The 26,107-nt window shown below is 74.1% G+C and carries 1 protein-coding gene; it reads right to left on the reverse strand.

Annotated features, from left to right (window positions below; translation table 11 throughout):
• On the reverse strand, positions 1 to 26,097 hold the full coding sequence (locus KHP12_RS53430) for a type I polyketide synthase (protein WP_211833441.1): 26,097 nt from the start codon (positions 26,095 to 26,097) through the stop codon (positions 1 to 3).
• Between the last annotated feature and the right edge of the window lie 10 nt (positions 26,098 to 26,107).

Genomic DNA, 26,107 nt, shown 5'->3' on the forward strand with positions numbered 1-26,107 from the left:
TCAGCCGTTACCGAACCTCTTGTCGATGAAGTCGAAGAGCTCGTCGTCACTGACCTCTTCGAACGCTTCCGCCTCGGCGTCCGCCCCGGCCTCGTCCGCGGTGCGACGCACGTCGTTCCACTTCGCCAGCAGCGTCTGGAGGCGCACCGCGATGTTCGCATGCGCGGCCTCGTCCTCCGTCACCGAGACCAGCTCCTCCGGCGTCAGCGAGGACAGGCTGTTCTCCAGCCGCTCCAGCTCCTCCAGTACGGGCACTCCGGGGCCCTCGGCCTCCGGCGCCACTTCCTGGCGCAGATGGCGCGCGAGCGCCACCGGCGTCGGGTAGTCGTAGACCAGCGTGGCCGTGAGCTTCAGCCCGGTGGCCGCGTTGAGCCGGTTGCGCAGCTCCACGGCGGTCAGCGAGTCGAAGCCCAGCTCCTTGAACGCCTGCTCGGCGCCCACCTGCTCCTTCGAGGCGTAGCCCAGCACGGCGGCCACCTGACGGCGGACCAGGTCCAGCACGGTCCGCTGCCGCTGGGGCTCCGACTGCCCGGCCAGCCGCTGGGCCAGGGTGCCCTCGCCGGTGTCCGCCACGGCCTCCGGGGCGGCGGGGCCACCGGCCGCGGCGCGGCGCACCGGCGTGCGCACCAGGCCGCGGTAGAGCGGCGGCAGCTCCCCGGTGGTGGCGGCGGCGCGCAGCGTTGCCATCTCCAGCCGTACGGGCACCAGGACCGCCTCGTCGGGCACGGCGTGGGCCGCGTCGAACAGGGCGAGCCCCTCCGCCGCGGACAGCGGCAGCACCCCGCCGCGCGCCGCCCGCTTCTGGTCGGCCTCGCCGAGCCTGCCGCCCATGCCCCGCTCCTCGGCCCACATGCCCCACACCAGGGACAGCGCGGTACGGCCGGTGGCGCGGCGGTGGCCGGCGAGGGCGTCGAGGAAGACGTTCGCCGCCGCGTAGCCGCCCTGGCCCGCGCCGCCCAGCGTGCCGGCCGCGGCCGAGAAGAGCACGAAGGCGGACAGGTCGAGATCGCGGGTCAGCTCATGGAGGTTGACGGCCGCGTCGACCTTGGGCCGCAGCACGGTGTCCACCCGCTCGGGCGTCAGCATGTCGATGACGCCGTCGTCGAGGACGCCCGCGGTGTGCACCACGGCCGTCAGCGGACGGTCGGCCGGAATCGTGGCCAGCAGCCCGGCCAGCGCCTCCCGGTCGGCCGCGTCGCACGCGGCCACGGTGGCCCGCGCACCCAACTCGGCGAGCTCCGCGACCAGTTCGGCCATGCCGTCGGCGGCGGGGCCGCTGCGGCTGGTCAGCAGCAGATGGCGGGCGCCGTGCGCGGTGGCCAGATGGCGGGCGAAGAGCCTGCCCAGACCGCCGGTGGCGCCGGTGATCAGCACGGTGCCGTCGGGGTCGATGGCCCTGGGGGCCCCGGTGGCGTCGATGGCCTCGGCGGTTCCGGTGGCGTCGATGGCCTGGACGGTCCCGGGGGCGTCGATGACCTGGACGGTCCCGGTGGCGTCGATGACCTCGGGGGCATCGGTGGCCTCGGAGGTCCCGGCGGCCTCGGTGGCCTGGACGGTCCCGGCGGCGTCCGTGGCCTTGGCGGTTCCGGCCGCCTCGGTGACCTTCGCGGCCCCAGCAGCCTCGGTGGCCATCGCGGCCCCGGCGCCCTCGGTGACCTTCGCGGCCCCGGCGGCCCTTGCGGCCCCGGGGGCCGGGGCCGTCTCGACCCTGGCCAGGCGTGGCGCGTACGCCGTCCCGGCGCGCAGCGCCAGCTCGGGCTCGCCCGAGTCCAGCGCCGCCGCGATCGCCGGGTACGACACCTCGCCGTCCACGTCCAGCAGGACGAACTGGCCCGGGTTCTCCGTCTGCGCGGACCGCAGCAGACCCCACGCCGGGGCGTGCGCCAGGTCCGCCACCGCCGGGTCACCGGCCGCCGCGACCGCGCCACGGGTGACCACCACCAGCCGGGCCGTACCGGGCCGCCCGCCGTTCAACCACTCCTGGACCAGGCCCAGGACGCGGTGAGTGGCCGTGTGCGCACCGGCGGCGAGGCCGCCCTGCGCGGCGCCCGGCTCGGGCGGGAACGGCACCAGCACGGTGTCCGGCGCGGGCCCGCCCGCCTCGACCGCCGCGTTCAGCGAGACGAGGTCGTCGTGGACCGTGGCACGGACCCCGGCCGTCTCCAGGGCCACGCTCAGCTTGAGCTCATCGCCGCCGATGACGGCGATCCCCGCCGACGCGGCCTCGGTGGGCGCCGCCACCGGCGCCCAGTCGATACGGAACAGCGACTCATGGTGGTCGGAGGTGGCGGCACCGGCGATCCGGTCCACCTCCAGCGCGCCGGTCACCAGCGCGTCCACCGACGCCACCGGCGCACCCGACTCATCGGCCGCCACCATCGACACCGCGCCGTCCTCGGTCAGCGCGAGCCGTACGCGCAACGCCTCGGCGCCCACCGCGTACAGGCTCACCCCACGCCAGGAGCGCGCCACCGCGGCACCGCCCGCCCCCAGCGCCAGCGGCTGCAACGCGCCGTCCAGCAGGGCCGGGTGCAGGGCGAAGCGGGCCGCCTCGGGCTGCCGCTCCTCCGCGATACGCACCTCCGCGAACACCTCCTCGCCACGCCGCCAGACGCGCCGCAGGCTCCGGAACGCGGGACCGTGCAGCAGCCCGGCGCGCGCCATGCTCGCGTACAGCTCATCGGTGTCGACCGGCTCCGCGTCGGCGGGCGGCCAGACGGACAGCGGTTCGGCACCGCCATCCGCCGGGGCCTCGGACGCGAGCACACCGGCGGCGTGCCGGGTCCACGGCCGGTCCCGGTCCGAGCGCTCGTCACGCCCGTACACGGCCAGCGGACGGCGACCGGCGTCGTCCGGCTCACCGACCGACACCCGCAGCCGCACCCCGCCGCGCTCCGGCAGGACCAGCGGCTCGTCCAGGGTCAGCTCCTCCAGCAGCGCACAGCCCACATGGTCCCCGGCGCGCACCGCGAGCTCCACGAACGCGGAGCCCGGCAGCACGGCCGTGTCCGCGACCGTGTGGTCCGCCAGCCACGCGTGCGAGGCGAGCGACAGCCGACCGGAGAACACATACGCGTCCGCGTCGGGCAGTTCCACCGCCGCGCCCAGCAGCGGATGATCGGCCGAGCCGAGCCCCGCCGAGGCCACCTCGTCCAGGCTCAGCTGGGCGTCGACCCAGTAGCGGCCGCGCTGGAAGGCGTACGTGGGCAGCGCGACCTTCCGCGCGCCCGTACCGGCGAAGAACGCCTCCCAGTCCGGGGCCAGGCCACGGACGTACAGCCGGGCCAGCACGCCCGTCACCGCCTCGGCCTCCGGCCTGCCCTTGCGCAGCGCGGGCAGCAGCTCGGCCGCGTCGGACTCGGCCAGGCAGTCCTGCGCCATGGCGGTGAGGACACCGTCGGGGCCGAGCTCGACGTACGTGGTGACGCCTCGGGCTTCGAGCGTGCGGACACCGTCGAGGAAGCGGACCGCCTCGCGGACGTGGCGCACCCAGAAGTCGGGAGTCGTGATCTCCTCGGCGGACACCACGTCCCCGGTGAGGTTGGAGACGATCGGGATGCGCGGGACCTCGTACGACAGCCCCTCGGCCACCTCGCGGAACGCCTCCAACATGCCGTCCATACGCGGGGAGTGGAACGCGTGGCTCACGGTGAGCCGCTTGGTCTTACGGCCCTGCGCCTCGAACGCGGCTGCGATCTCCCCGGCCGCGTCCTCATCACCCGCGAGGACGACGGAGGTCGGACCGTTGAGCGCGGCGATCGACACCCGCTCGGTGAGCAACGGTGCGACCTCGTCCTCGGACGCCTGCACCGCGATCATCGCGCCACCGGCCGGAAGCTCCTGCATCAGACGGCCACGCGCCGCCACCAGCTTCGCCGCGTCCGCGAGCGAGAGCACACCCGCCACATGGGCCGCCGCCAGCTCACCGATGGAGTGGCCCGACAGGAAGTCCGCCTTCAGGCCCCACGTCTCCACCAGCCGGAACAGCGCCACCTCGATGGCGAACAGCGCGGGCTGAGTGAACCCCGTCTGGTTCAGCGCCTCGGCGTCCTCCCCGAACAGCACCTCCCGCAGCGGCCGCTCCAGGTGCCCGTCCAGGTGGGCGCACACCTCGTCCAGCGCGTCCGCGAACACCGGGAAGGCGTCGTACAGCTCACGGCCCATGCCGAGCCGCTGGCTGCCCTGTCCCGTGAACAGGAACGCCACCTTGCCACCGGCCACCGAGCCCTCGACCAGGCCCGGCACCTCGGACTCGCCGCGCGCCAGCGCCGCGAGACCCGTCAGCGGCCCGTCCCCACTGTCCGCGGTGAGCACGGCCCGGTGGTCCAGGGCGGCGCGGGTCGTGGCCAGCGAGTAGGCCACATCGGTGGCGACCGGCGCGGTCTCGCCGCCGAGGTGAGCGAGGAGCCGTTCGGCCTGACCGCGTACGGCGGCCGGGGACTTGCCCGACAGCACCCACGGCACCGTCGGCAGCTCCACCGCCGGAGTGGCGGCGGGGCGCTCCTCCGGCTCCGGGGCCTGCTCCAGCAGGGTGTGGGCGTTGGTGCCGCTGATGCCGAACGCCGACACCGCGGCCCGGCGCGGACGGCCGGTCTCCGGCCACTCCCGCGCCTCGGTCAGCAGCTCCAGCTCACCGGCGGACCAGTCGACATGCGGGGTCGGCTCGTCCACGTGCAGCGTCGGCGGCAGCACACCGTGACGCAGCGCCAGCACCATCTTCATCACACCGGCGACACCGGCCGCGGCCTGCGTATGCCCGATGTTGGACTTGATGGAGCCGAGCCACAGCGGTCGGCCCTCCTCGCGGTCCTGGCCGTAGGTGGCCAGCAGCGCCTGCGCCTCGATCGGGTCACCCAGCGTCGTACCGGTGCCGTGGGCCTCGACCGCGTCCACCTCGGACGCCGACAACCCCGCACCCGCGAGCGCCTGACGGATCACCCGCTGCTGCGAGGGACCATTCGGCGCGGTCAGGCCGTTGCTGGCACCGTCCTGGTTGATGGCGGAGCCACGCACGACCGCCAACACCTCATGGCCGTTGCGCCGGGCATCCGACAGCCGCTCCACGAGCAGCATGCCCACACCCTCACCCCAGCCGGTGCCATCCGCACCCGCCGCGAACGCCTTGATCCGACCATCAGCAGCCAACCCACGCTGACGACTGAAGTCCACGAACGAACCCGGCGTCGACATCACCGTCACACCACCGGCCAACGCCAACGAGCACTCACCCGCACGCAACGCCTGAATCGCCCAGTGCAACGCCACCAACGACGAAGAGCAGGCCGTATCCACCGTCACCGCCGGACCCTCAAGACCCAGCGCGTACGACACCCGACCCGACATCACACTGGCCGCGTTGCCCGTCCCCATGAAGCCATCGCCGCCGTCCGGCGAGTGGAGGACGAGCGACATGTAGTCCTGGCCGTTGGTGCCCGCGAACACGCCGACCTGCTGGCCGCGCAGCGTCGTCGGGTCGATCCCGGCCCGCTCGAACGCCTCCCACGACGTCTCCAGCAGCAGCCGCTGCTGCGGGTCCATGGCCAGGGCCTCGCGCGGCGAGATGCCGAAGAACGCCGCGTCGAAGTCCCCGGCGTCGGCCAGGAATCCGCCTTCGCGGACATAGCTGGTGTTCTCGGTGGCGGAGTCCGGGTCGTACAGCGCCTCCAGGTCCCAGCCGCGGTCGGCCGGGAAGCCCGTCACGGCGTCCTGCCCGGAGACCAGGAGCCGCCACAGCTCCTCCGGCGACCGCACACCGCCCGGGAAGCGGCAGCTCATGCCGACGATCGCGATCGGATCGTCGGCGACGGCCACCGCCGTGGACGGCACACCGGCCACCGTGTCGGCCGCGCTCTCCTCGCCCAGGATCTCCGTACGGAGGTGGGCGGCGAGCGCCGAGGACGATGGGTAGTCGTACACCAGGGTGGGCGGCAGCTTCAGCCCGGTCACGGTGTTCAGCCGGTTGCGCAGCTCCACTGCCGTCAGCGAGTCGAAGCCCAGGTCCCGGAAGGCCCGGTCCGCCTCGACGGCCTCCGCGTCGGAGTGGCCCAGCACATCGGCCACGGCCGAGCGCACCAGGTCGAGCAGCATCCGCTCGCGCTCCGCCGCCTGGACCCCCGCGAGCCGCCCGGCCAGCGAGGACTCGTCCGCGCCGGCACCGGCCGCACGGGCCGTGCGCGCGCCCTCGGTCTCCAGCGCCGCACGTACCTCGGGCAGTTCCAGCAGCAGCGGGCTCGGCCGGGAGGCGGTGAAGCCGGGGGCCAGCCGCTCCCAGTCGATGTCCGCGACCGTCACCGCGGTCTCGTCCAGGTCCAGGGCCCGCTGTAGCGCGGCGATGGCCAGGTCCGCCGCCATCGGCGGCACACCGGCGCGGCGCATGCGCCGCTCCAGCGCGTCGTCCGCGGCCATGCCGCCCTCGGCCCACGGGCCCCAGGCCACCGAGGTGGCGGGCAGGCCCTCGGCCCGGCGGCGCTCGGCGAGCGCGTCCAGGAAGGCGTTGGCGGCGGCGTAGTTGGCCTGACCGGCGGCGCCGATCGAGCCCGCGAAGGAGGAGAACAGGACGAACGCCGTCAGGTCCAGGTCGCGCGTCAGCTCGTGGAGGTTGGCCGCGGCGTCGGCCTTGGCCCGCAGGACGGTGGCGAAGCGCTCGGGGGTCAGCGACTCCAGAACGCCGTCGTCCAGCACCCCGGCCGCGTGCACCACGGCCGTCAGCGGCAGTTCGGCCGGGAGCCCGGCCACCAGCGCGGCCAGCGCCTCGCGGTCGGCGACGTCGCAGGCCGCGACGGTGACCCGGGCGCCCGAGGCGGCGAGTTCGTCCCGCAGCTCGGCCGCGCCGGGGGCGTCGAGGCCACGGCGGCTGGTGAGCACCACGTGTTCGGCGCCCTTGTCGATCAGCCAGCGGGCCACATGCGCGCCCAGCGCGCCCGTACCGCCGGTCACCAGCACCGAGCCCGCGCCCGGCCGCCAGTCCCCGCGGCCACGCTCGGCCTTGCCGGTCTTGGTGGCATTGCCGGTCTTGGTGGCATTGGCGGTCTTGGCCGCGGTCTCGGCGGCCCGGGTCAGCCGGCGGCCGAAGACACCGGAGGCGCGCACCGCCACCTGGTCCTCGCCCTCGCCACCGGCCAGCACGCCCGCGAGCCGCGACAGCGCGCGGTCGTCCACCGCCTCCGGCAGATCGACCAGACCGCCCCACCGCTCGGCCAGTTCCAGGGCCGCGACCCGGCCCAGGCCCCAGACCCGCGCCTGCCACGGGTCCACCGGACCGTCCGCCCGACCGGTCGAGACCGCGCCGCGCGTGGCGACCCACAGCGGAGCGTCCACGGCCAGATCGCCCAGCGCCTGTGCCAGGGCGGCGGTGCGGAGCAGCCCGTCGGCGCCGTCCGCGTGGGACGGCAGCGCGAACACACCGGCCACCGGCGCATCGGCGATCGCCGTACGCAACAGCTCGGCCATGCCCGTACGGTCCTCGGCGGTCAGCTCGACCGTCCGCACCTCGGCGCCGCGTGCGGACAGCGTCCGTACGACACCCTCGGTCAGTGCGCCGTCCGTGCCCTTTGCTGTCGCGTCGGCCGGGGCGACGACCAGCCAGCGGCCGGTCAGCGTCCCCTCGGCGCGGGCGGCCACCGGCTTCCAGGTCACCTGGTAGCGCCAGGCGTCCACGGTGGACCGCTCGCCCTGGCGGCGCCGCCACGAGGACAGCATCGGCAGGACGGCGCCCAGCGAGGAGAGCGCGTCGGCGTCCGCGTCCTCGGACTGGAGCGTCCCGGCCAGGGCCTCCAAGTCCTCGCGCTCGACGGCCTCCCAGAACCGCGCGTCCACGGAATCCATGGCCGCGACGGTCTCGCGGACCTCCTCCGGGTTCTCGACCCAGAAGCGCTGCCGCTGGAAGGCGTAGGTCGGCAGTTCGACCGTACGGGCTCCCGTACCGGCGAAGAACGCCGCCCAGTCCAGGGTGAGCCCCCGCGTGTGCAGCGCGGCGAGCGCCGCCGTCAGCGCCACCGGCTCGGTACGCCCCTTGCGGAGCGCCGAGACGAAGGCGGCGGCATCGCCGGCGACGCACTCCTGGGCCATGGCGGTGAGCACACCGTCGGGGCCCAACTCGACGTAGGTGGTGACGCCCTGGGCCTCCATCGTCCGGACGCCGTCGAGGAAACGGACGGCTTCGCGAACGTGGCGCACCCAGAAGTCCGGGCTGGTGATCTCCTCGGCGGAGACGACGTCACCGGTGAGGTTGGAGACGATCGGGATGCGCGGGGCCTGGTACGACAGGCCCTGCGCCACCTCGCGGAACGCCTCCAGCATCCCGTCCATGCGCGGGGAGTGGAAGGCGTGGCTGACGGTGAGCCGCTTGGTCTTACGGCCTTGGGCCTCGAAACCAGAAGCGATCGCGACAGCCGCGTCCTCATCGCCCGCGATGACCACGGAGGTCGGGCCGTTCAGGGCGGCGATCGAGACGCGCTCGGTCAGCAGCGGCGCCACCTCGTCCTCGGACGCCTGGATGGCGATCATCGCGCCACCCGCCGGAAGTTCCTGCATCAGACGGCCACGCGCCGCCACCAGCTTGGCGGCATCGGCGAGCGAGAGCACACCCGCCACATGCGCGGCGGCCACCTCACCAATCGAATGCCCGGAGAGGAAATCGGGCCGCAGCCCCCATGCCTCCGAAACCAACCGGAACAACGCCACCTCGACCGCGAACAACGCAGGCTGGGTGAACCCCGTCCGATCCAGCGCCTCCGCGTCACCCCCGAACAACACATCCCGCAACGGCCGCTCAAGATGCGCGTCCAACTCATCGCACACCGCGTCCAGCGCCTCCGCGAACACCGGATAGGCGTCGTACAGCTCGCGTCCCATCCCCAGCCGCTGGCTCCCCTGGCCGGTGAACAGGAAGGCCACCTTGCCACCCTCGGCCACCGTTCCCTGGATCAGCCCGGCCGCCGACTCGCCACGCGCGAGCGCCTCCAGGCCGGACGACAGCCCGGCGCGGTCCTCGCCGATGACCACCGCGCGCCGCTCCAGCGCCGCCCGGCCCGTCGCCAGCGAGTGGCCGACGTCCGTGGCGTCCAGCTCGGGGTGGGTGGCGAGGTGGGCGAGGAGCCGTTCGGCCTGGCCGCGCAGGGCGGCCTCGGACTTGCCGGAGAGCGCCCACGGCACCGTCGGCAGCTCCGCTCGCTCCGCCACCGGACGACCGGTCGCGGGGGTCTCCTCGGGGACGGGGGCGGGGGCCGGGGGCTGCTCCAGGATGGTGTGGGCGTTCGTACCGCTCACGCCGAACGACGAGATGGCCGCCCGGCGCGGCCGGTCGAGCTCCGGCCACGGCCGGGCCTCGGTCAGCAGCTCGAGGTCGCCCGCCGACCAGTCCACATGCGGGGTGGGCTCGTCGATGTGCAGGGTCTGCGGAAGCACCCCGTGGCGCATCGCCATGATCATCTTGATGATGCCCGCGACACCCGCGGCGGCCTGCGTGTGGCCGATGTTGGACTTCAGCGAGCCCAGCCACAGCGGCTGCCCCTCCGGCCGGTTGCGGCCGTAGGTGGCGAGCAGGGCCTGCGCCTCGATCGGATCGCCCAGCGTCGTACCCGTGCCGTGCGCCTCCACCACATCGACATCGGCGGTGGTGAGCCGGGCGCTGGTGAGCGCGTCACGGATGACGCGCTGCTGGGACGGGCCGTTGGGCGCCGTCAGACCGTTGGAGGCGCCGTCCTGGTTGATGGCGGAGCCCCGCACGAGCGCCAGCACGCGGTGGCCGTTGCGCCGCGCGTCCGACAGCCGCTCCACGAGCAGCATGCCCGCGCCCTCAGCCCAGCCGGTGCCGTCCGCCGAGGCGGCGAAGGACTTGCAGCGGCCGTCGGTGGACAGCCCCTGCTGGCGGCTGAAGTCGATGAACGTGTCCGGGGTGGCCATGACGGTCACACCACCGGCCAGGGCCAGCGAGCACTCGCCGTTGCGCAGCGCCTGCGCGGCCAGGTGCAGCGCCACCAGCGACGACGAACACGCCGTGTCGATGGTGACCGCCGGGCCCTCCAGCCCGAAGGTGTACGCCACCCGGCCGGAGGCGATGCTGCCCGCCCCGCCGGTGCCGAGGTAGCCCTCGAGCCCCTCGGGGACGGCGGTCAGCCGGGTCAGATAGTCGTGGTACATGACGCCCGCGAAGACGCCGGTCTTGCTGCCGCGTACGGCCGCCGGGTCGATCCCGGCCCGCTCGAACGCCTCCCACGAGGTCTCCAGCAGCAGCCGCTGCTGCGGATCCATCGCCATGGCCTCGCGCGGGTTGATCCCGAAGAAGTCCGGGTCGAAGTCGGCGGCGTCGTGCAGGAAGCCGCCCTCGCGGGTGTAGCTGGTGCCCACCTGGTCGGGGTCGTCGCTGTAGAGCGCGTCGAGGTCCCAGCCACGGTCGACGGGGAAGTCGGAGATGGCGTCGGTGGCGCCGATGACGAGCTGCCACAGCTCCTCGGGCGTGGTGACCCCGCCCGGGTAGCGGCAGCTCATACCGACGATGGCGATCGGATCGTCGTCGGTGGCGGCCGCTACCGGGACCGGGGTGTGCACCACCGGGGACTCGGCGCCGACGAGCTCGGTGCGCAGATGGCGGGCCAGGACCTGCGGGTCCGGGTAGTCGAAGATGAGCGTGGCGGGCAGCCGCAGCCCGGTGACGGAGTTGAGCTGGTTGCGGAGTTCGACGGCGGTTAGGGAGTCGAAGCCCAGGTCCTTGAACGCCCGCCCGGAGCCGATGGTCTCCGCGCCCGCGTAGCCGAGCACGGTGGCCACCTGGGCCCGGACCAGGTCCAGCAGCAGCCGCTCCTGTTCGGGCTCGGACAGCCCGGCGAGCCGCCCGGCGAGGCCGGACTCGCCGCCCGCCGCGACCGCGTCCACCGCGCGCCGCGCCGGGCCCCGCACCAGGCCGCGCAGCAGCGGCGAGACGGCGGGCTGGTTCCGCAGCGCCGCGAGGTCCAGGCGCATCGGCACCAGGGACGCCTCGTCGACGGTCAGCGCGGCGTCGAAGAGCCGCAGCCCCTCGGCCACCGGCAGCGGGGGCACTCCGGCCCGCCGCATCCGGGTGATGTCGGCCTCGTCCAGGGTGTCGCCCATGCCGCCACCGGCCCACAGGCCCCACGCCAGCGCGGTGGCCGGCAGGCCATGCGCCCGGCGGTGCTGGGCTAGGGCGTCCAGGTAGGCGTTGGCGGCGGCGTAGTTGCCCTGGCCCGGGCCGCCGAAGACGCCCGCGGCGGAGGAGAACAGTACGAAGGCGGTCAGGTCGAGGTCGCGGGTGAGCTCGTGGAGGTTCCAGGCGGCGTCCACCTTCGGGCGCATGACGTGCGTTATGCGCTCGGGGGTGAGCGAACCGATCACACCGTCGTCCAGTACGCCTGCGGTGTGCACGACCGCCGTCAGCGGGTGCTCGGCGGGGATGGTGACGAGGGTCGCGGCGAGCGCGTCCCGGTCCGCCACGTCACACGCCGCCCAGCGCACCTTGGCGCCCAGCTCGGTGAGTTCGGTGGTGAGTTCGGCTGCCCCGGGGGCCTGGTCGCCGCGGCGGCTGACCAGCAGCAGGTGCCGTACGCCACGCTCCGCCACCAGGTGGCGGGCGAACAGGCCGCCCAGGGAGCCGGACGCGCCGGTGACCAGCACCGTGCCGTCCGGATTCCACTCCGGGGCCGCGTTGTCGGCCGCCGAGGCGGCGCGGGCCAGGCGTGGCGTCTTCAGGACGCCCTCCCGCACCGCGACCTCGGCCTCCCCGGTCGCGAGCACGTCGGGCAGTACGGCACGCGAGTCGTCGTGGCCGTCGACGTCGATCAGGACGATGCGGTCCGGGTTCTCGGACTGCGCCGAGCGCACCAGACCGCGGACCGCGGCGCCTGCCAGGTCTGTCACCGGCTCAGCGGCCTCGGTGGCCACGGCGCCGGAGGTCAGCAGGACCAGACGGGAGTCCGTGAAACGGTCCTCGGCCAGCCAGGACTGGAGGAGGTGGAGGGCTTGGGTGGTGGCCTCGCGTGCGGCCCGGGTGGGGTTCTCCCCCACCCCGCCCCTTCCCGAAACTCGGGGCTCCGCCCCAAGACCCCGGTCCTCAAACGCCGGACGGGCTTGAATTGCCGCACCCGAGCCTTCAGATACCGCGCCCGGACTTTCAGATGCCGCGCCGCCCGAGTGAGCGCCCGGACGCCCCTCGGGCGTGTCCTCAAACGCCGGACGGGCTTGATGCGTCAGGTTCACCACGACCTGAGCCGGCAGTGCCGTTCCGGAATCCACGGCCTCGGACAGCGCCGCCAGGTCCGGATACACCGTGGCGCCCAACCCGAACACGTCCGTGCCCAGCACCGCCCACCGGCCGTCCGCCGAGTCCACGGGGACGGGCGTCGACGCCCACTCCACGCGGTACAGCGACTCGTGATACGCCGTACGCGCGCTCTCCAACTGCTCGGCCGACACCGGACGCAACACCAGCGAGTCCACGGCCGCGACCGGCGCGCCGGTGGCGTCCGCGATCTCCAGCCGGACGCCGTCGCCGCCCACGGCGGCCATCCGCACCCGCAGCGTGGCCGCGCCGCTCGCGTACAGCGACACGCCGGTCCAGGCGAACGGCAGCCGCCCCTCGGTCTCGGTGCCGCCGAGCCCGGCCAGGCCGAGCGCGTGCAGCGCGGCGTCCAGCAGCGCCGGGTGCAGCCCGAACGCGGCGGCCTCCTCGGCCGTGCCCTCGTCCAGCGCCACCTCGGCGAACACCTCGCCATCGCGCCGCCACGCCTTACGGAGCCCCTGGAACGCGGGCCCGTACGCGAAACCGACGTCCCGCAGCTCGGCGTAACGGTCGCCGACCTCGACCTCGGCGGCATCCGCCGGAGGCCATGCGCTCAGCTCGAACGACGTTTCCGGCGCACCGCCGGACGCCAGCACACCGGACGCGTGCCGGGTCCACGGCTCCTCGGCCGACAGGTGCTCGGCCCGGGAGTGCAGCTCCAGCGGGCGGCGGCCGGTGTCATCGGCCGCGCCGACCCACAGCCGCAGCTGAACCCCGCCGTCCTCGGGCAGGACCAGCGGCGCCTCGAGGGTCAGCTCCTCCAGCACCTCGCAGCCGACCTGGTCACCGGCCCGGACCGCGAGCTCCACGAACGCGGTGCCGGGCAGCAGCACGGTGTCCATGATCGTGTGATCGGCCAGCCACGGATGCGTGGACAGCGCCAGCCGCCCGGTGAACAACATCCCGTCCGCGCTGGGCAGTTCGGCGCTGGCACCGAGCAGCGGGTGCTCGGCCCGGCCGAGTCCGACCGCGGCCACGTCGCCGAGGAGCAGCGACGAGACCTTCGGCCAGTAGCGCTGCCGCTGGAAGGCGTACGTGGGCAGCTCGGCCAGCTCGTCCGGCGCCAGCCGGGTGGCGCCGGTCCCGGCGTAGAGGGCCGTCCAGTCCACGGCCACGCCACGGACGTGCGCCCGTGCCACGGCCGTGGTCAGCGCCTCGGCCTCGGGGCGGTCCTTGCGCAGCGCGGAGATGAACGCGGTGTCCGACGCGGAGTCGGTCACGCACTCCTGTGCCATCGCGGTCAGGACCCCGTCCGGGCCCAGCTCGATGAGCGTGGTGACGTTGCGCGCTTCGAGGGTGCGGATGCCATCCAGGAAGCGGACGGCCTCGCGAACGTGGCGCACCCAGAAGTCGGGGGTCGTGATCTCCTCGGCGGAGACCACGTTCCCGGTGAGGTTGGAGACGATCGGGATCCGTGGGGCCTCGTACGACAGCCCCTCGGCCACCTCGCGGAACGCCTCCAGCATCCCGTCCATGCGCGGGGAGTGGAAGGCGTGGCTCACGGCGAGGCGCTTGGTCTTACGGCCCTGCGCCTCGAAACCGGAAGCGATCGCGACAGCCGCGTCCTCATCACCCGCGATGACCACCGACGACGGCCCATTGAGCGCGGCAATGCTCACCCGGTCGGTCAGCAGCGGCGCCACCTCGTCCTCCGACGCCTGCACCGCGATCATCGCGCCACCCGCCGGAAGCGCCTGCATCAGACGGCCACGCGCCGCCACCAACTTCGCCGCATCCGCCAGCGACAACACACCCGCCACATGCGCGGCAGCCAACTCACCAATCGAATGCCCCGACAGGAAGTCCGCCCGCAGCCCCCACGCCTCCGAAACCAACCGGAACAACGCCACCTCAACCGCGAACAACGCGGGCTGAGTGAACCCCGTCCGATCCAGCGCCTCCGCCTCATCCCCGAACAACACCGTCGTCAACGGCCGTTCGAGATGCTGGTCCAGCTCGTCGCACACCGCGTCCAGCGCCTCCGCGAAGACCGGGTAGGCGTCGTACAGCTCACGCCCCATGCCGAGCCGCTGACTGCCCTGTCCCGTGAACAGGAACGCCACCCGGCCACCGGCCACCGAGCCCCGCACGAGCCCGGCCGCCGTACGGCCCTCGGCGAGCGCTTCCAGAGCGGACAGCAGCCCGTCCCGGTCCTCGGCGACCAGCGCCGCGCGCTCCTCGAAGGCCGAGCGGCCCACGGCGAGCGCGTAGCCCAGGTCGGCCGTGCGGAGCTCGGTCCGCGCGGTCAGGTGGCCGTGCAGCTGCTCGGCCTGGGCGCGCAGCCCGTCTTCCGTACGGGCCGAGAGCAGCACCGGCAGGGCCGCCGGGCCGTCCTCGGCGTCCGCGACAGCCTCAACAGCGTCAGCCGCCGGGGCCTCTTCCAGCACGGCGTGGGCGTTGGTGCCGCTGAAGCCGAACGACGAGATGCCCGCACGACGCGGATGGCCCGTCTCCGGCCACTCCCGGGCCTCCGTCAGCAGGGCGACCGCGCCCGCCGACCAGTCCACATGCGGGGTGGGCTCGTCCACGTGCAGGGTGCGTGGCAGCACCCCGTGCCGCATGGCGAGGACCATCTTCATCACACCGGCGACGCCGGCCGCGGCCTGCGTGTGGCCGATGTTGGACTTGATGGAGCCGAGCCACAGCGGCTGCCCCTCGGCCCGGTCCTGGCCGTACGTGGCCAGCAGCGCCTGCGCCTCGATCGGGTCACCCAGCTTGGTGCCCGTGCCATGGGCCTCGACCGCGTCCACCTCGGACGCCGACAACCCCGCACCCGCCAGCGCCTGACGGATCACCCGCTGCTGCGACGGACCGTTCGGCGCCGTCAGACCATTCGACGCACCATCCTGGTTGACCGCCGTGCCGCGCACGAGCGCGAGCACCGGGTGGCCGTTGCGCCGCGCGTCCGACAGCCGCTCCACGAGCAGCATGCCCACGCCCTCGCCCCAACCCGTGCCATCCGCGTCGGCCGCGAACGCCTTGATCCGGCCGTCCTCCGCCAGCCCGCGCTGACGGCTGAAGTCCACGAACACACCGGGCGTGGACATCACGGTCACACCGCCCGCGAGCGCGATCGAGCACTCGCCGCCGCGCAGCGCCTGGATCGCCGAGTGCAGGGCGACCAGCGAGGAGGAGCAGGCGGTGTCGATGGTGACCGCCGGGCCCTCGAGCCCGAAGGTGTAGGCGAGCCGGCCCGAGATCACGCTGGCCGCGTTGCCCGTGCCCATGTGGCCTTCGAGGCCCTGCGAGTCGCCCAGCAGCAGGGACAGGTAGTCCTGGCCGTTGGTGCCGACGAAGACACCGGCGGTGGAGCCGCGCAGCGTCGCCGGGTCGATCCCGGCCCGCTCGAACGCCTCCCACGACGTCTCCAGCAGCAACCGCTGCTGCGGATCCATCGCCAGCGCCTCGCGCGGCGAGATGCCGAAGAACGCCGGGTCGAAGTCGGCCGCGTCCCGCAGGAATCCGCCCTCGCGGACGTACGAGGTGCCCTCGACGTCCGGGTCCGGGTTGTAGAGCGTGTGGAGGTCCCATCCGCGGTCGGCGGGCATGTCCGAGATGACGTCCGTGCCGGACACCAGCAGCCGCCACAGCTCCTCGGGGGTGCGCACACCACCCGGGAAGCGGCAGCTCATCGCGACGATCGCGATCGGATCGTCGTCGGCCACCACGCCCGCCACCGGCGACGCGCCGCCCGTGGCCGCCACCTGCCCGCCGAGCAGTTCGGCGAAGAGGTGGTCGGCGAGGGCGAGCGGCGTCGGGTAGTCGTAGATGAGGGTGACGGGGAGCCGCAGATCGGTGGCGGCGTTGAGTCCGTTGCGCAGTTCGACGGCGGTGAGGGAGTCGAAACCGATCTCGCGGAAGGCCCGTTCGGCGCTGATGTCGGACACATCGGTGTGGCCGAGGACCTCCGCGACATGGGTCCGTACGAGATCCAGCAGCGCCCGGTGGCGCTCCGCCTCGGGCAGGCCGAGGAGCCGCCGCGCGAGCACGGAAGCCGTCTCGGCCGGCGCGGCGTCGCCGGTCGCGGTGGCGGCGGCCTGGCGCACCTCGGGCAGGTCGGCCAGCAGGGGGCTCGGGCGGCCCGCGGTGAAGCCCGGCGCGAACCGGTCCCAGTGGACGTCCGCCACCGTCACGGCCGCGTCGCCGAGGTCGAGGGCGCGCTGGAGGGCGTCGATCGCGAGATCGGCGTCCATCGGCGGCATCCCGGCGCGGCGCATGCGCTGCTCCAGCGCCTCGTCGGCGGCCATGCCGCCCGCGGCCCACGGGCCCCAGGCGATCGAGGTGGCAGGCAGGCCCTCGGCGCGGCGCCGCTCGGCGAGCGCGTCCAGGAAGGCGTTCGCGGCGGCGTAGTTGGCCTGGCCCGCGGCGCCCACCGTGCCACTGGTCGAGGAGAACAGCACGAACGCGGACAGATCAAGATCGCGCGTCAGCTCGTCCAGCGCGAGCGCGGCATCGGCCTTCGCACGCAGGACGGAGGCGAAGCGCTCGGGGGTCAGCGACTCCAGAACGCCGTCGTCCAGCACCCCGGCCGCGTGCACCACGGCCGTCAGCGGGAGCTCGGCGGGGAGGTCGGCCAGCAGCCCGGCCAGGGCCTCGCGGTCGGCCACATCGCACGCGGCGACGGTGATCCGGGCACCGGTGGCGGCGAGTTCATCGCGCAGCTCGGCGGCGCCGGGGGCGTCGAGGCCACGGCGGCTGGTGAGCACCACGTGTTCGGCGCCCTTGTCGATCAGCCAACGGGCCACCTGGCCGCCCAACGCGCCCGTACCGCCCGTCACCAGCACCGTGCCGTGGGCGCTCCAGCCCTCGGACTCCGCCACCTGCCGTGCGGTCGCCCGCGCCAGCCGGCGGCCGAACACCCCGGAGGCGCGGACCGCGATCTGGTCCTCGTCCCCGGCCTCGGCGAGCACCACCGCGAGCCGCGGCAGCACCCGGTCGGTCATCGTCTCGGGCAGGTCGATCAGACCGCCCCAGCGGTCGGGCAGCTCCAGGGCCGCCACCCGGCCCAGGCCCCAGACCTGGGCGCGGGCCGGATCCACCGGCTCGCCCTGACGCCCGGTCGAGACCGCGCCCCGGGTGACACACCACAGCGGCGCGTCGATCGCGGCGTCACCCATGGCCTGCACGAGGGCGGCCGTGGGCAGCAGGGCGTCGGCGTCCCCGGTGGCCAGCAGCGAGAGCACACCGGCCACGGCGCCGCCGTCGGCCGCGATGCGGAGCCGCTCGGCGATGGACGCGCGGTCCTCGTCGGCACCGTTGGCCACGTCGAGCCGCCGTGCTTCGGCGCCCCGCTCGGTCAGCGTACGGACGACACCGTCCGTCCACGCGTCGGCGGTGGCGTCCTCGGCGGGGGCGACGACGAGCCACACCCCGGACAGCCGGGCCGCGGAGCCCAACGACAGCGGCTTCCACGCCACCTGGTACCGCCAGCCGTCGATACCCGTGGCGGCGGCCAGGCTCGCCACCGGCTCCTCGGGCCAGTAGCGGCGGTGCTGGAAGGCGTACGTCGGCAGGTCCACGCGGTGCGCGCCGGTCCCGGCGAAGTACGCCGCCCAGTCCGGCGCCACGCCGCGCACATACGCGCGGGCGACGGCCGTGGTCAGCGCCTCGGCCTCGGGCCGGTCCTTGCGCAGCGCGGAGACGAAACCGGCCGCGTCGGCGTCGGTCACGCACTCCTGGGCCATGGCGGTGAGCACACCGTCCGGGCCCAGCTCGATGAACGTGGTGACGCCCCGGGCCTCGAGGGTCCGGACACCGTCGAGGAAGCGGACGGCCTCGCGGACGTGGCGCACCCAGAAGTCGGGAGTCGTGATCTCCTCGGCGGACACCACGTCCCCGGTGAGGTTGGAGACGATCGGGATACGCGGAGCCTCGTACGACAGCCCCTCCGCGACCTCGCGGAACGCGTCCAACATGCCGTCCATACGCGGCGAATGGAACGCGTGGCTCACGGTGAGCCGCTTGGTCTTACGGCCCCGCGCCTCGAAACCAGCCGCGATCGCGACAGCCGCGTCCTCATCACCCGCGATGACCACCGACGACGGCCCATTGAGCGCGGCAATGCTCACCCGGTCGGTCAGCAGCGGCGCCACCTCGTCCTCCGACGCCTGCACCGCGATCATCGCGCCACCCGCCGGAAGCGCCTGCATCAGACGGCCACGCGCCGCCACCAGCTTGGCAGCGTCGGCCAGCGACAACACACCCGCCACATGCGCGGCGGCCAACTCACCGATCGAGTGACCCGACAGATAGTCCGGCGTCAGACCCCACGCCTCGACGAGACGGAACAACGCCACCTCAACCGCGAACAACGCGGGCTGAGTGAACCCCGTCTGATCCAGCGCCTCGGCATCGTCCCCGAACAGCACCGTCTTCAGCGGCCGCTCAAGGTGCGCGTCCAGCTCATCGCAGACGGCGTCCAGCGCCTCCGCGAACACCGGATAGGCGTCGTACAGCTCGCGGCCCATCCCGAGTCGCTGGCTGCCCTGCCCCGTGAACAGGAACGCCGTCTCGCCCTCGACGGCCGCGCCCTCGACCAGCCCCGGCGCGGTCTCCCCCCGCGCCAGCGCGTCAAGCCCGGCCAGCAGGTCGTCCCTGCCGTCCGCGACCAGCACCGCGCGGTGATCGAGCGCGGCGCGGCCGGTGGCCAGGGTGTGGGCCACATCGGCCGGTTCGAGGTCGGGCTGGGCGGTCAGATGGGCGTAGAGCCGCTCGGCCTGGGCGCGCAGGGCGTCGGTGCCCTTGGCCGAGAGCGCGTACGGCAGCACACCGGAGCCGTCCCGCCCGGCGTCCGCCACCGGCTCGGCGGCGATGGCCGGGGCCTGCTCGATGATGGTGTGCGCGTTGGTGCCGCTGATGCCGAACGACGACACCGCGGCCCGGCGCGCGCGGCCGGTCTCAGGCCACTCCATCCGCTCCGTCAGCAGCGCGATGTCACCGGCCGTCCAGTCGACATGCGGTGACGGCTCGTCCACGTGCAGCGTCTGCGGCAGCACACCGTGCCGCATCGCCATCACCATCTTGATGATGCCCGCGACACCGGCCGCCGCCTGGGCGTGGCCGATGTTGGACTTGATGGAGCCCAGCCACAGCGGCTGCCCCTCAGCCCGCTCCTGGCCGTACGTGGCCAGCAGCGCCTGCGCCTCGATCGGGTCGCCCAGCGTCGTACCCGTGCCGTGCGCCTCGACCGCGTCCACATCGCCGACCGACAGCCCGGCGGCGGCCAGTGCCTGCCGGATGACGCGCTGCTGCGACGGGCCGTTCGGCGCGGTGAGACCATTGCTCGCACCGTCCTGGTTGACGGCCGAGCCGCGCACCACGGCCAGCACCTGGTGGCCGTTGCGCCGCGCGTCCGACAGCCGCTCCACGAGCAGCATGCCGACGCCCTCGCCCCAGCCGGTGCCGTCCGCACCCGACGCGAACGCCTTGCAGCGGCCGTCGGCGGCGAGGCCGCCCTGGCGGCTGAACTCGGTGAAGTGGCCGGGCGTCGTCATCACCGTGACGCCGCCCGCGAGCGCCATCGTGCACTCGCCCTGGCGCAGCGCCTGGATGGCCCAGTGCAGCGCCACGAGCGACGACGAGCAGGCCGTGTCGACCGTGACCGCCGGGCCCTCCAGACCGAGGGCGTAGGCGATACGGCCGGACATGACACTGCCCGCGTTGCCCGTCATCACATGGCCCGCGACCTCCGAACCGGCCTGCTCCAGGCCCGCGTCGTAGCCGCTGTAGGCCGCGCCCACGAACACGCCGACCGAGCGGCCGCGCAGCGAGTCCGGGTCGATACCGGCGCGCTCGAGGACCTCCCAGGACGTCTCCAGCAGCAGCCGCTGCTGCGGGTCCATGGCCAGCGCCTCGCGCGGCGAGATGCCGAAGAACGCGGCGTCGAAGAGGTCCGCGTCGTGCAGGAAGCCACCGGCGCGGGCGTAGTCGGACGGGCCCGCGTCGGCCTCGTCCCCGTCCGCCGCCCACTGGCTCTCCCAGTTGCGGTTGACGGGGAATCCGGTGATGGCGTCCGAGCCCGTGGCCACGAGCTGCCACAGATCCTCGGGCGAGCGGACGTCGCCGGGGTAGCGGCAGCCCATCGCCACGATGGCGATCGGGTCGTCGGCGAGGGAGGCGGCGGTGGCGGCGAGTGCCGGATCCGCCAGTTCGGCCTCGGCCCCGCTCTCGTTCTCGTTCTCGTCCGGGCCGAGGAGTTCGGCGCGCAGATGGTCGGCGAGGACGGTGGGGTTGGGGTGGTCGAAGACGATCGTGGTGGGCAGCTTGAGCCCGGTGGCGGCGGAGAGCCGGTTGCGCAGTTCGACGGCGGTGAGCGAGTCGAAGCCCAGCTCCTTGAAGGCCCGGCGCGCCTCGATGGCGTCGGCGGAGGCGTGGCCGAGGGCCGTGGCCACATGGCCGCGTACGAGGTCGAGCAGCGTCCGGCGGCGCTCGTTCGGGGACAGCGCGCGCAACCGGTCCGCGAGGGACGAACCGGCGGCGAGCGCGCCCGCGGCGGTGCGCCGGCCGGTGCTCCGGATCAGCCCGCGCAGCAGCGCCGGGACCGGGCCGGATCCGGCGGCGGAGCGCAGCGCGGCGAGGTCGAGGCGGGCCGGGATCAGCAGGGTACGGCCGGTGCGGTGGGCGGCGTCGAAGAGCGCCATGCCCTCGTCGTCGCTGAGGGCGCCCATGCCGCTGCGGGCCAGCCGCAGCAGATCGGTCTCGGTCAGACCGCCGGTGATCCCGCCCGACTGGGCCCACAGGCCCCACACCAGCGAGGTGGCGGGCAGGCCCGCCGCGTGGCGGTGTGCGGCGAGGGCGTCGAGGAAGACGTTGGCCGCGGCGTAGTTGGCCTGGCCCGCGCCGCCCAGCGTGCCCGCGATGGCGGAGAACAGCACGAACGCGGACAGGTCGAGGCCGCGGGTCAGCTCGTGCAGATTCCACGCCGCGTCCACCTTCGGACGTAGCACCCGCTCCAGTTGCTCGGGGGTCAGGGCGGCGGCCGTGCCGTCGTCCAGCACACCGGCGGTGTGCACGACGGCCGTCAGCGGATGCTCGGCCGGGACGGCGGCCAGGGTCGCGGCGAGCGCCTCGCGGTCCGCGGCGTCACAGGCGGCGAGGGTGACCTCGGCGCCCCGCGTACGGAGTTCGGCGGCCAGCTCGGCGGCGCCCTCGGCGTCCGCGCCACGGCGGCTGGTCAGCAGCAGGTGGCGTACGCCGTGCTCGGCCACGAGGTGGCGGGCGAGCAACCGGCCCAGGGCGCCAGTGCCACCGGTGATGAGCACGGTGCCGTCGGCGTCGAACGCGGGGCCGGCGGCCGGGAAGTTGGTGTCCGAGCCCGAGCCCGAGGCCGAGTCCGGCGTCGGGGTCGAGCCCGGGGCCGGAGCTGAGCCCAGGGCCGGGGTTGAGGTCGAGGTCGAGCCCAGGGCCGAACCCGAGCCCGAGGCCGGGACCGAGGCCGAGCCCAGGGCCGAACCCGAGCCCGAGCCCGAGGCCGAGCCCAGGGCCGAACCCGAGCCCGAGCCCGAGGTCGAGGTCGAGCCAGGGGCCGAACTCCACTCCGAGCCCGGAGCCGGGGCCGGGGCCGTGGCGCGGGCCAGGCGGGGGGCCAAGGCCCGGCCCGCACGCAGGGCGAGCTCGGGCTCGCCGGTGGCCAGGGCGTCGGAGAGCACGTCGGCGAAGGTGTCGGCGACCTCGGCGGCGCCAGCGGTCCCTGCGGGCCCAGCGATGCCAGTGGCCCCGGCGGCCTCGTCTACGTCCACGAGGACGAAACGGCCGGGGTTCTCCGTCTCGGCCGAGCGCACCAGACCCCACAGGGGCGCGTGCGCCAGGTCGGTGACGCCCTCCTCGGTGTCGGCGGCCATCGCGCCCCGGGTGATGAGCGCCAGGCGCGCATCGGCGAACCGCTCATCGGCCAGCCAGCCCTGCACCAGGGCCAGCACACGCCGCGCCTCCCGGTGCGCGGCCTCGGCCACGTTCTCGTTCGCGGCGCCGGATATGGGTGCGAAGGACGCGAGGACCAGCTCGGGGGCGGCGGTGTCGCCCGCCTCGACGGACGCGCCCAGCGCGGCCAGATCGGGGGCGGAGTCGGCGGCCACTCCGGCCGCGACCAGCCCGAACGGGTCCTCGCCCAGGACGAGACGGCGGGTGGCGGCGTCCGGACCGGCGGAGGCGGGCTGCGGGGCCACCCAGTCCAGCTGGAACAGACTCTGCCGCGCCACGTCCGCGTCACCGGTGAGGTCGTCCGGCAGCGGACGGCAGCGCAGGCCGTCCACGGCGGCGACCGGCTCGCCCGTGGCGTCGGCCAGCGCCAGGGACACCGTGTCGGCTCCGGCGAGTGCGATCCGTACGCGCAGCGCGGACGCGCCCTCCGCGTACAGGGAGACGCCCTGCCAGCCATCGGTCAGCTGGGCACCTTCGCGGCCGTGAAGGACGTGCAGGGCGGCGTCCAGCAGCGCCGGGTGGACGGCGAACTCCTCGGCGCCGGGCTTGGTGTCATCGTCCAGCCGGACCTCGGCGAAGAGTTCGTCCCCGCGCCGCCAGGCGGCCGTGAGCCCCTGGAACGCCGGGCCGTACCGCAGCCCGCCCTCGGCCAGCCGGGCGTAGAGCGCCTCGGGCTCGATGGCCTCGGCGGCGCTCGGCGGCCACTCGGCCAGGTCGAACGACGGGCTGGGGGCGCCGGAGGCGAGCACACCGCTCGCGTTGCGCACCCACGCCGTGTCGGCGGCGGCGTCCTCCGCGCGGGAGGAGACGGTGAACGAGCGGTGCCCGGCGTCGTCCGGCGCGCCGACCGTGACCTGGAGCCGGACGCCACCGCGTACGGGCAGCACCAGCGGGGTGTGCGGGGTCAGCTCGTCGAGGAGGTCACAGCCGAGCTGGTCACCGGCCCGGATGGCAAGTTCCACGAACGCCGGGCCCGGCACCACCACCGCGTCCCGGACCGTGTGCTCGGCCAGCCACGGATGGGTGTCGAGGCCCAGCCGTCCCGTGAACACCAGCCCATCGGACTCCGCCAGCGGCACCGCCGCGCCCAGCAACGGGTGTCCCGCCAGCTCCAGCCCCACGGACGCCACATCGCCCACCGAGGCGGCGCCCGGCTCCAGCCAGAACCGCTCGCGCTGGAAGGCGTACGTCGGCAGGTCAACACGCTGGGCGCCGGTACCGGCGAAGTACGCGGCCCAGTCCAGCACCACACCACGGACATGAGCCCCGGCGACGGCCGTGGTCAACGCCTCCGCCTCGGGACGGTCCTTGCGCAGCGCCGAGATGAACGCGGCGTCGGACGCGGAGTCGGTCACGCAGTCCTGGGCCATGGCGGTCAGGACGCCGTCCGGGCCCAGCTCGATGAATGTGGAGACGTTCTGCGCCTCCAAGGTCCGCACCCCGTCCAGGAAGCGGACGGCCTCGCGGACATGGCGCACCCAGAAGTCCGGGCTGGTGATCTCCTCGGCGGACACCACGCCACCGGTGAGGTTGGAGACGATCGGAATACGCGGGGCCTCGTACGACAGCCCCTCCGCCACCTCGCGGAACGCGTCCAACATGCCGTCCATACGCGGCGAGTGGAACGCATGGCTCACGGCGAGCCGCTTGGTCTTACGACCCTGCGCCTCGAAACCAGAAGCGATCGCGACAGCCGCGTCCTCATCACCCGCGATGACCACCGACGACGGCCCGTTGAGGGCGGCGATGGACACGCGCTCAGTGAGCAGCGGCGCCACCTCGTCCTCCGACGCCTGGACGGCAATCATCGCGCCACCCGCCGGAAGCGCCTGCATCAACCGCCCACGCGCCGCCACCAGCTTGGCGGCATCGGCGAGGGAGAGCACACCCGCCACATGCGCGGCGGCCAGCTCACCAATCGAATGCCCGGAGAGGAAATCGGGCCGCAGCCCCCACGCCTCCGAAACCAGTCGGAACAGCGCCACCTCAACCGCGAACAGCGCAGGCTGAGTGAACCCCGTCTGATCCAGTACCGCCGCGTCATCCCCGAACAACACATCCCGCAACGGCCGCTCAAGATGCGGGTCCAGCTCCGCACACACCGCGTCCAGCGCCTCGGCGAAGACGGGAAACGCCTGGTAGAGCTCGCGCCCCATCCCCAGCCGCTGGCTCCCCTGCCCCGTGAACAGGAACGCCACCTTGCCACCGGCCACCGAGCCCTCGACCAGCCCGGGCGCGGATTCCTCCCGCGCCAGCGCACCCAGCCCAGCCAGCAGCCCGTCCCGGTCCTCGGCAACCACCACCGCACGGCGCTCAAAGGCCGACCGCCCGGTCGCCAGCGAGAACCCCACATCCAGCGGCCGCAGCTCGGCGCGCCCCTCCACATACGCGATCAGCCGCTCCGCCTGAGCACGCAGCGCGGCCGCACCCCGGCCCGAAAGCACCCACGGCAACACGCCCGGAGCCACAGCACTCGCAGGAGCCTCAGCCGTCTCCACCTCCGGCGCCTGCTCGATGATCGTGTGCACATTCGTGCCGCTCACACCGAACGACGACACACCCGCCCGGCGCGGCCGGCCGGTCTCGGGCCACGGCCGCGCCTCGGTCAGCAGGGACACCTCGCCCGCCGACCAGTCGACATGCGGGGTGGGCTCGTCCACGTGCAGCGTCCGCGGCAGCACACCGTGCCGCATCGCCATGACCATCTTGATGACGCCACCGATACCGGCGACGTTCTGGGTGTGGCCGATGTTCGACTTCAGCGAGCCGAGCCACAGCGGCTGCCCCTCCGGCCGCTCCTGGCCGTACGTGGCCAGCAGCGCCTGGGCCTCGATCGGGTCGCCCAGCGTCGTACCCGTGCCGTGCGCCTCCACCGCGTCCACGTCGGCGGGGGCGAGCCGGGCGTTCTCCAGGGCCTGCCGGATGACACGCCGCTGGGACGGGCCGTTCGGCGCCGTCAGACCGTTGGACGCACCGTCCTGGTTCACGGCGCTGCCACGCACCACCGCGAGCACCGGGTGGCCGTTCCGCCGCGCGTCCGACAGCCGCTCGACCAGCAGCACGGCGACACCCTCGGACCAGCCGGTGCCATCCGCCGAGGCCGCGAAGGACTTGCAGCGGCCGTCGGCGGAGAGCCCGCGCTGACGGCTGAACTCCACGAACACATCCGGGGAGGACAGCACGGTCGCGCCCGCCGCCACCGCGAGCGAGCACTCGCTCTGCCGCAGCGCCTGGACCGCCAGGTGCAGCGCGACCGAGGACGAGGAGCAGGCGGTGTCGATGGTGGCCGCCGGGCCCTCGAGACCGAAGGCGTAGGAGAGCCGCCCGGACGCGACGCTGGAGGCGGTGCCGGTGAGCAGATGGCCCTCGACGCCCTCCGGCAGGTCGTACTCCCCCGCCCCGTACGCCTGCGTGGACGCGCCGACGAACACACCGGTGCGCGAACCCCGCACCGTCGCCGGGTCGATGCCCGCCCGCTCGAACGCCTCCCACGACGTCTCCAGCAGCAACCGCTGCTGCGGGTCCATCGCCAGCGCCTCACGCGGCGAGATCCCGAAGAAGCCCGGGTCGAACTGGCTGGCGTCGTACAGGAAGCCGCCCCCGCGGGCGTAGAACGTGCCCTCGCGCTCCGGGTCCGGGTCGTACAGCGCCTCGATGTCCCAGCCGCGGTCGTCGGGGAAGCCGGAGATGGCGTCCTGGCCGTCCGCCACGAGCCGCCACAGCTCCTCGGGGCTGCCGACGCCGCCGGGGAACCGGCAGCTCATGCCGACGATCGCGATCGGTTCCCGGGAGGCGTCGGTGAGCTGCTGGTTCTGTTTCCGCAGCCGCTCGGTTTCCTTCAGCGAGGCCCGCAGCGCGTCAACGAGCTTTTCGTTGGGGGTTGTCATCGTGTACTCC

Origin of the sequence: Streptomyces asiaticus, from assembly GCF_018138715.1 — a bacterium.
In the GTDB taxonomy this organism is placed as follows: domain Bacteria; phylum Actinomycetota; class Actinomycetes; order Streptomycetales; family Streptomycetaceae; genus Streptomyces; species Streptomyces asiaticus.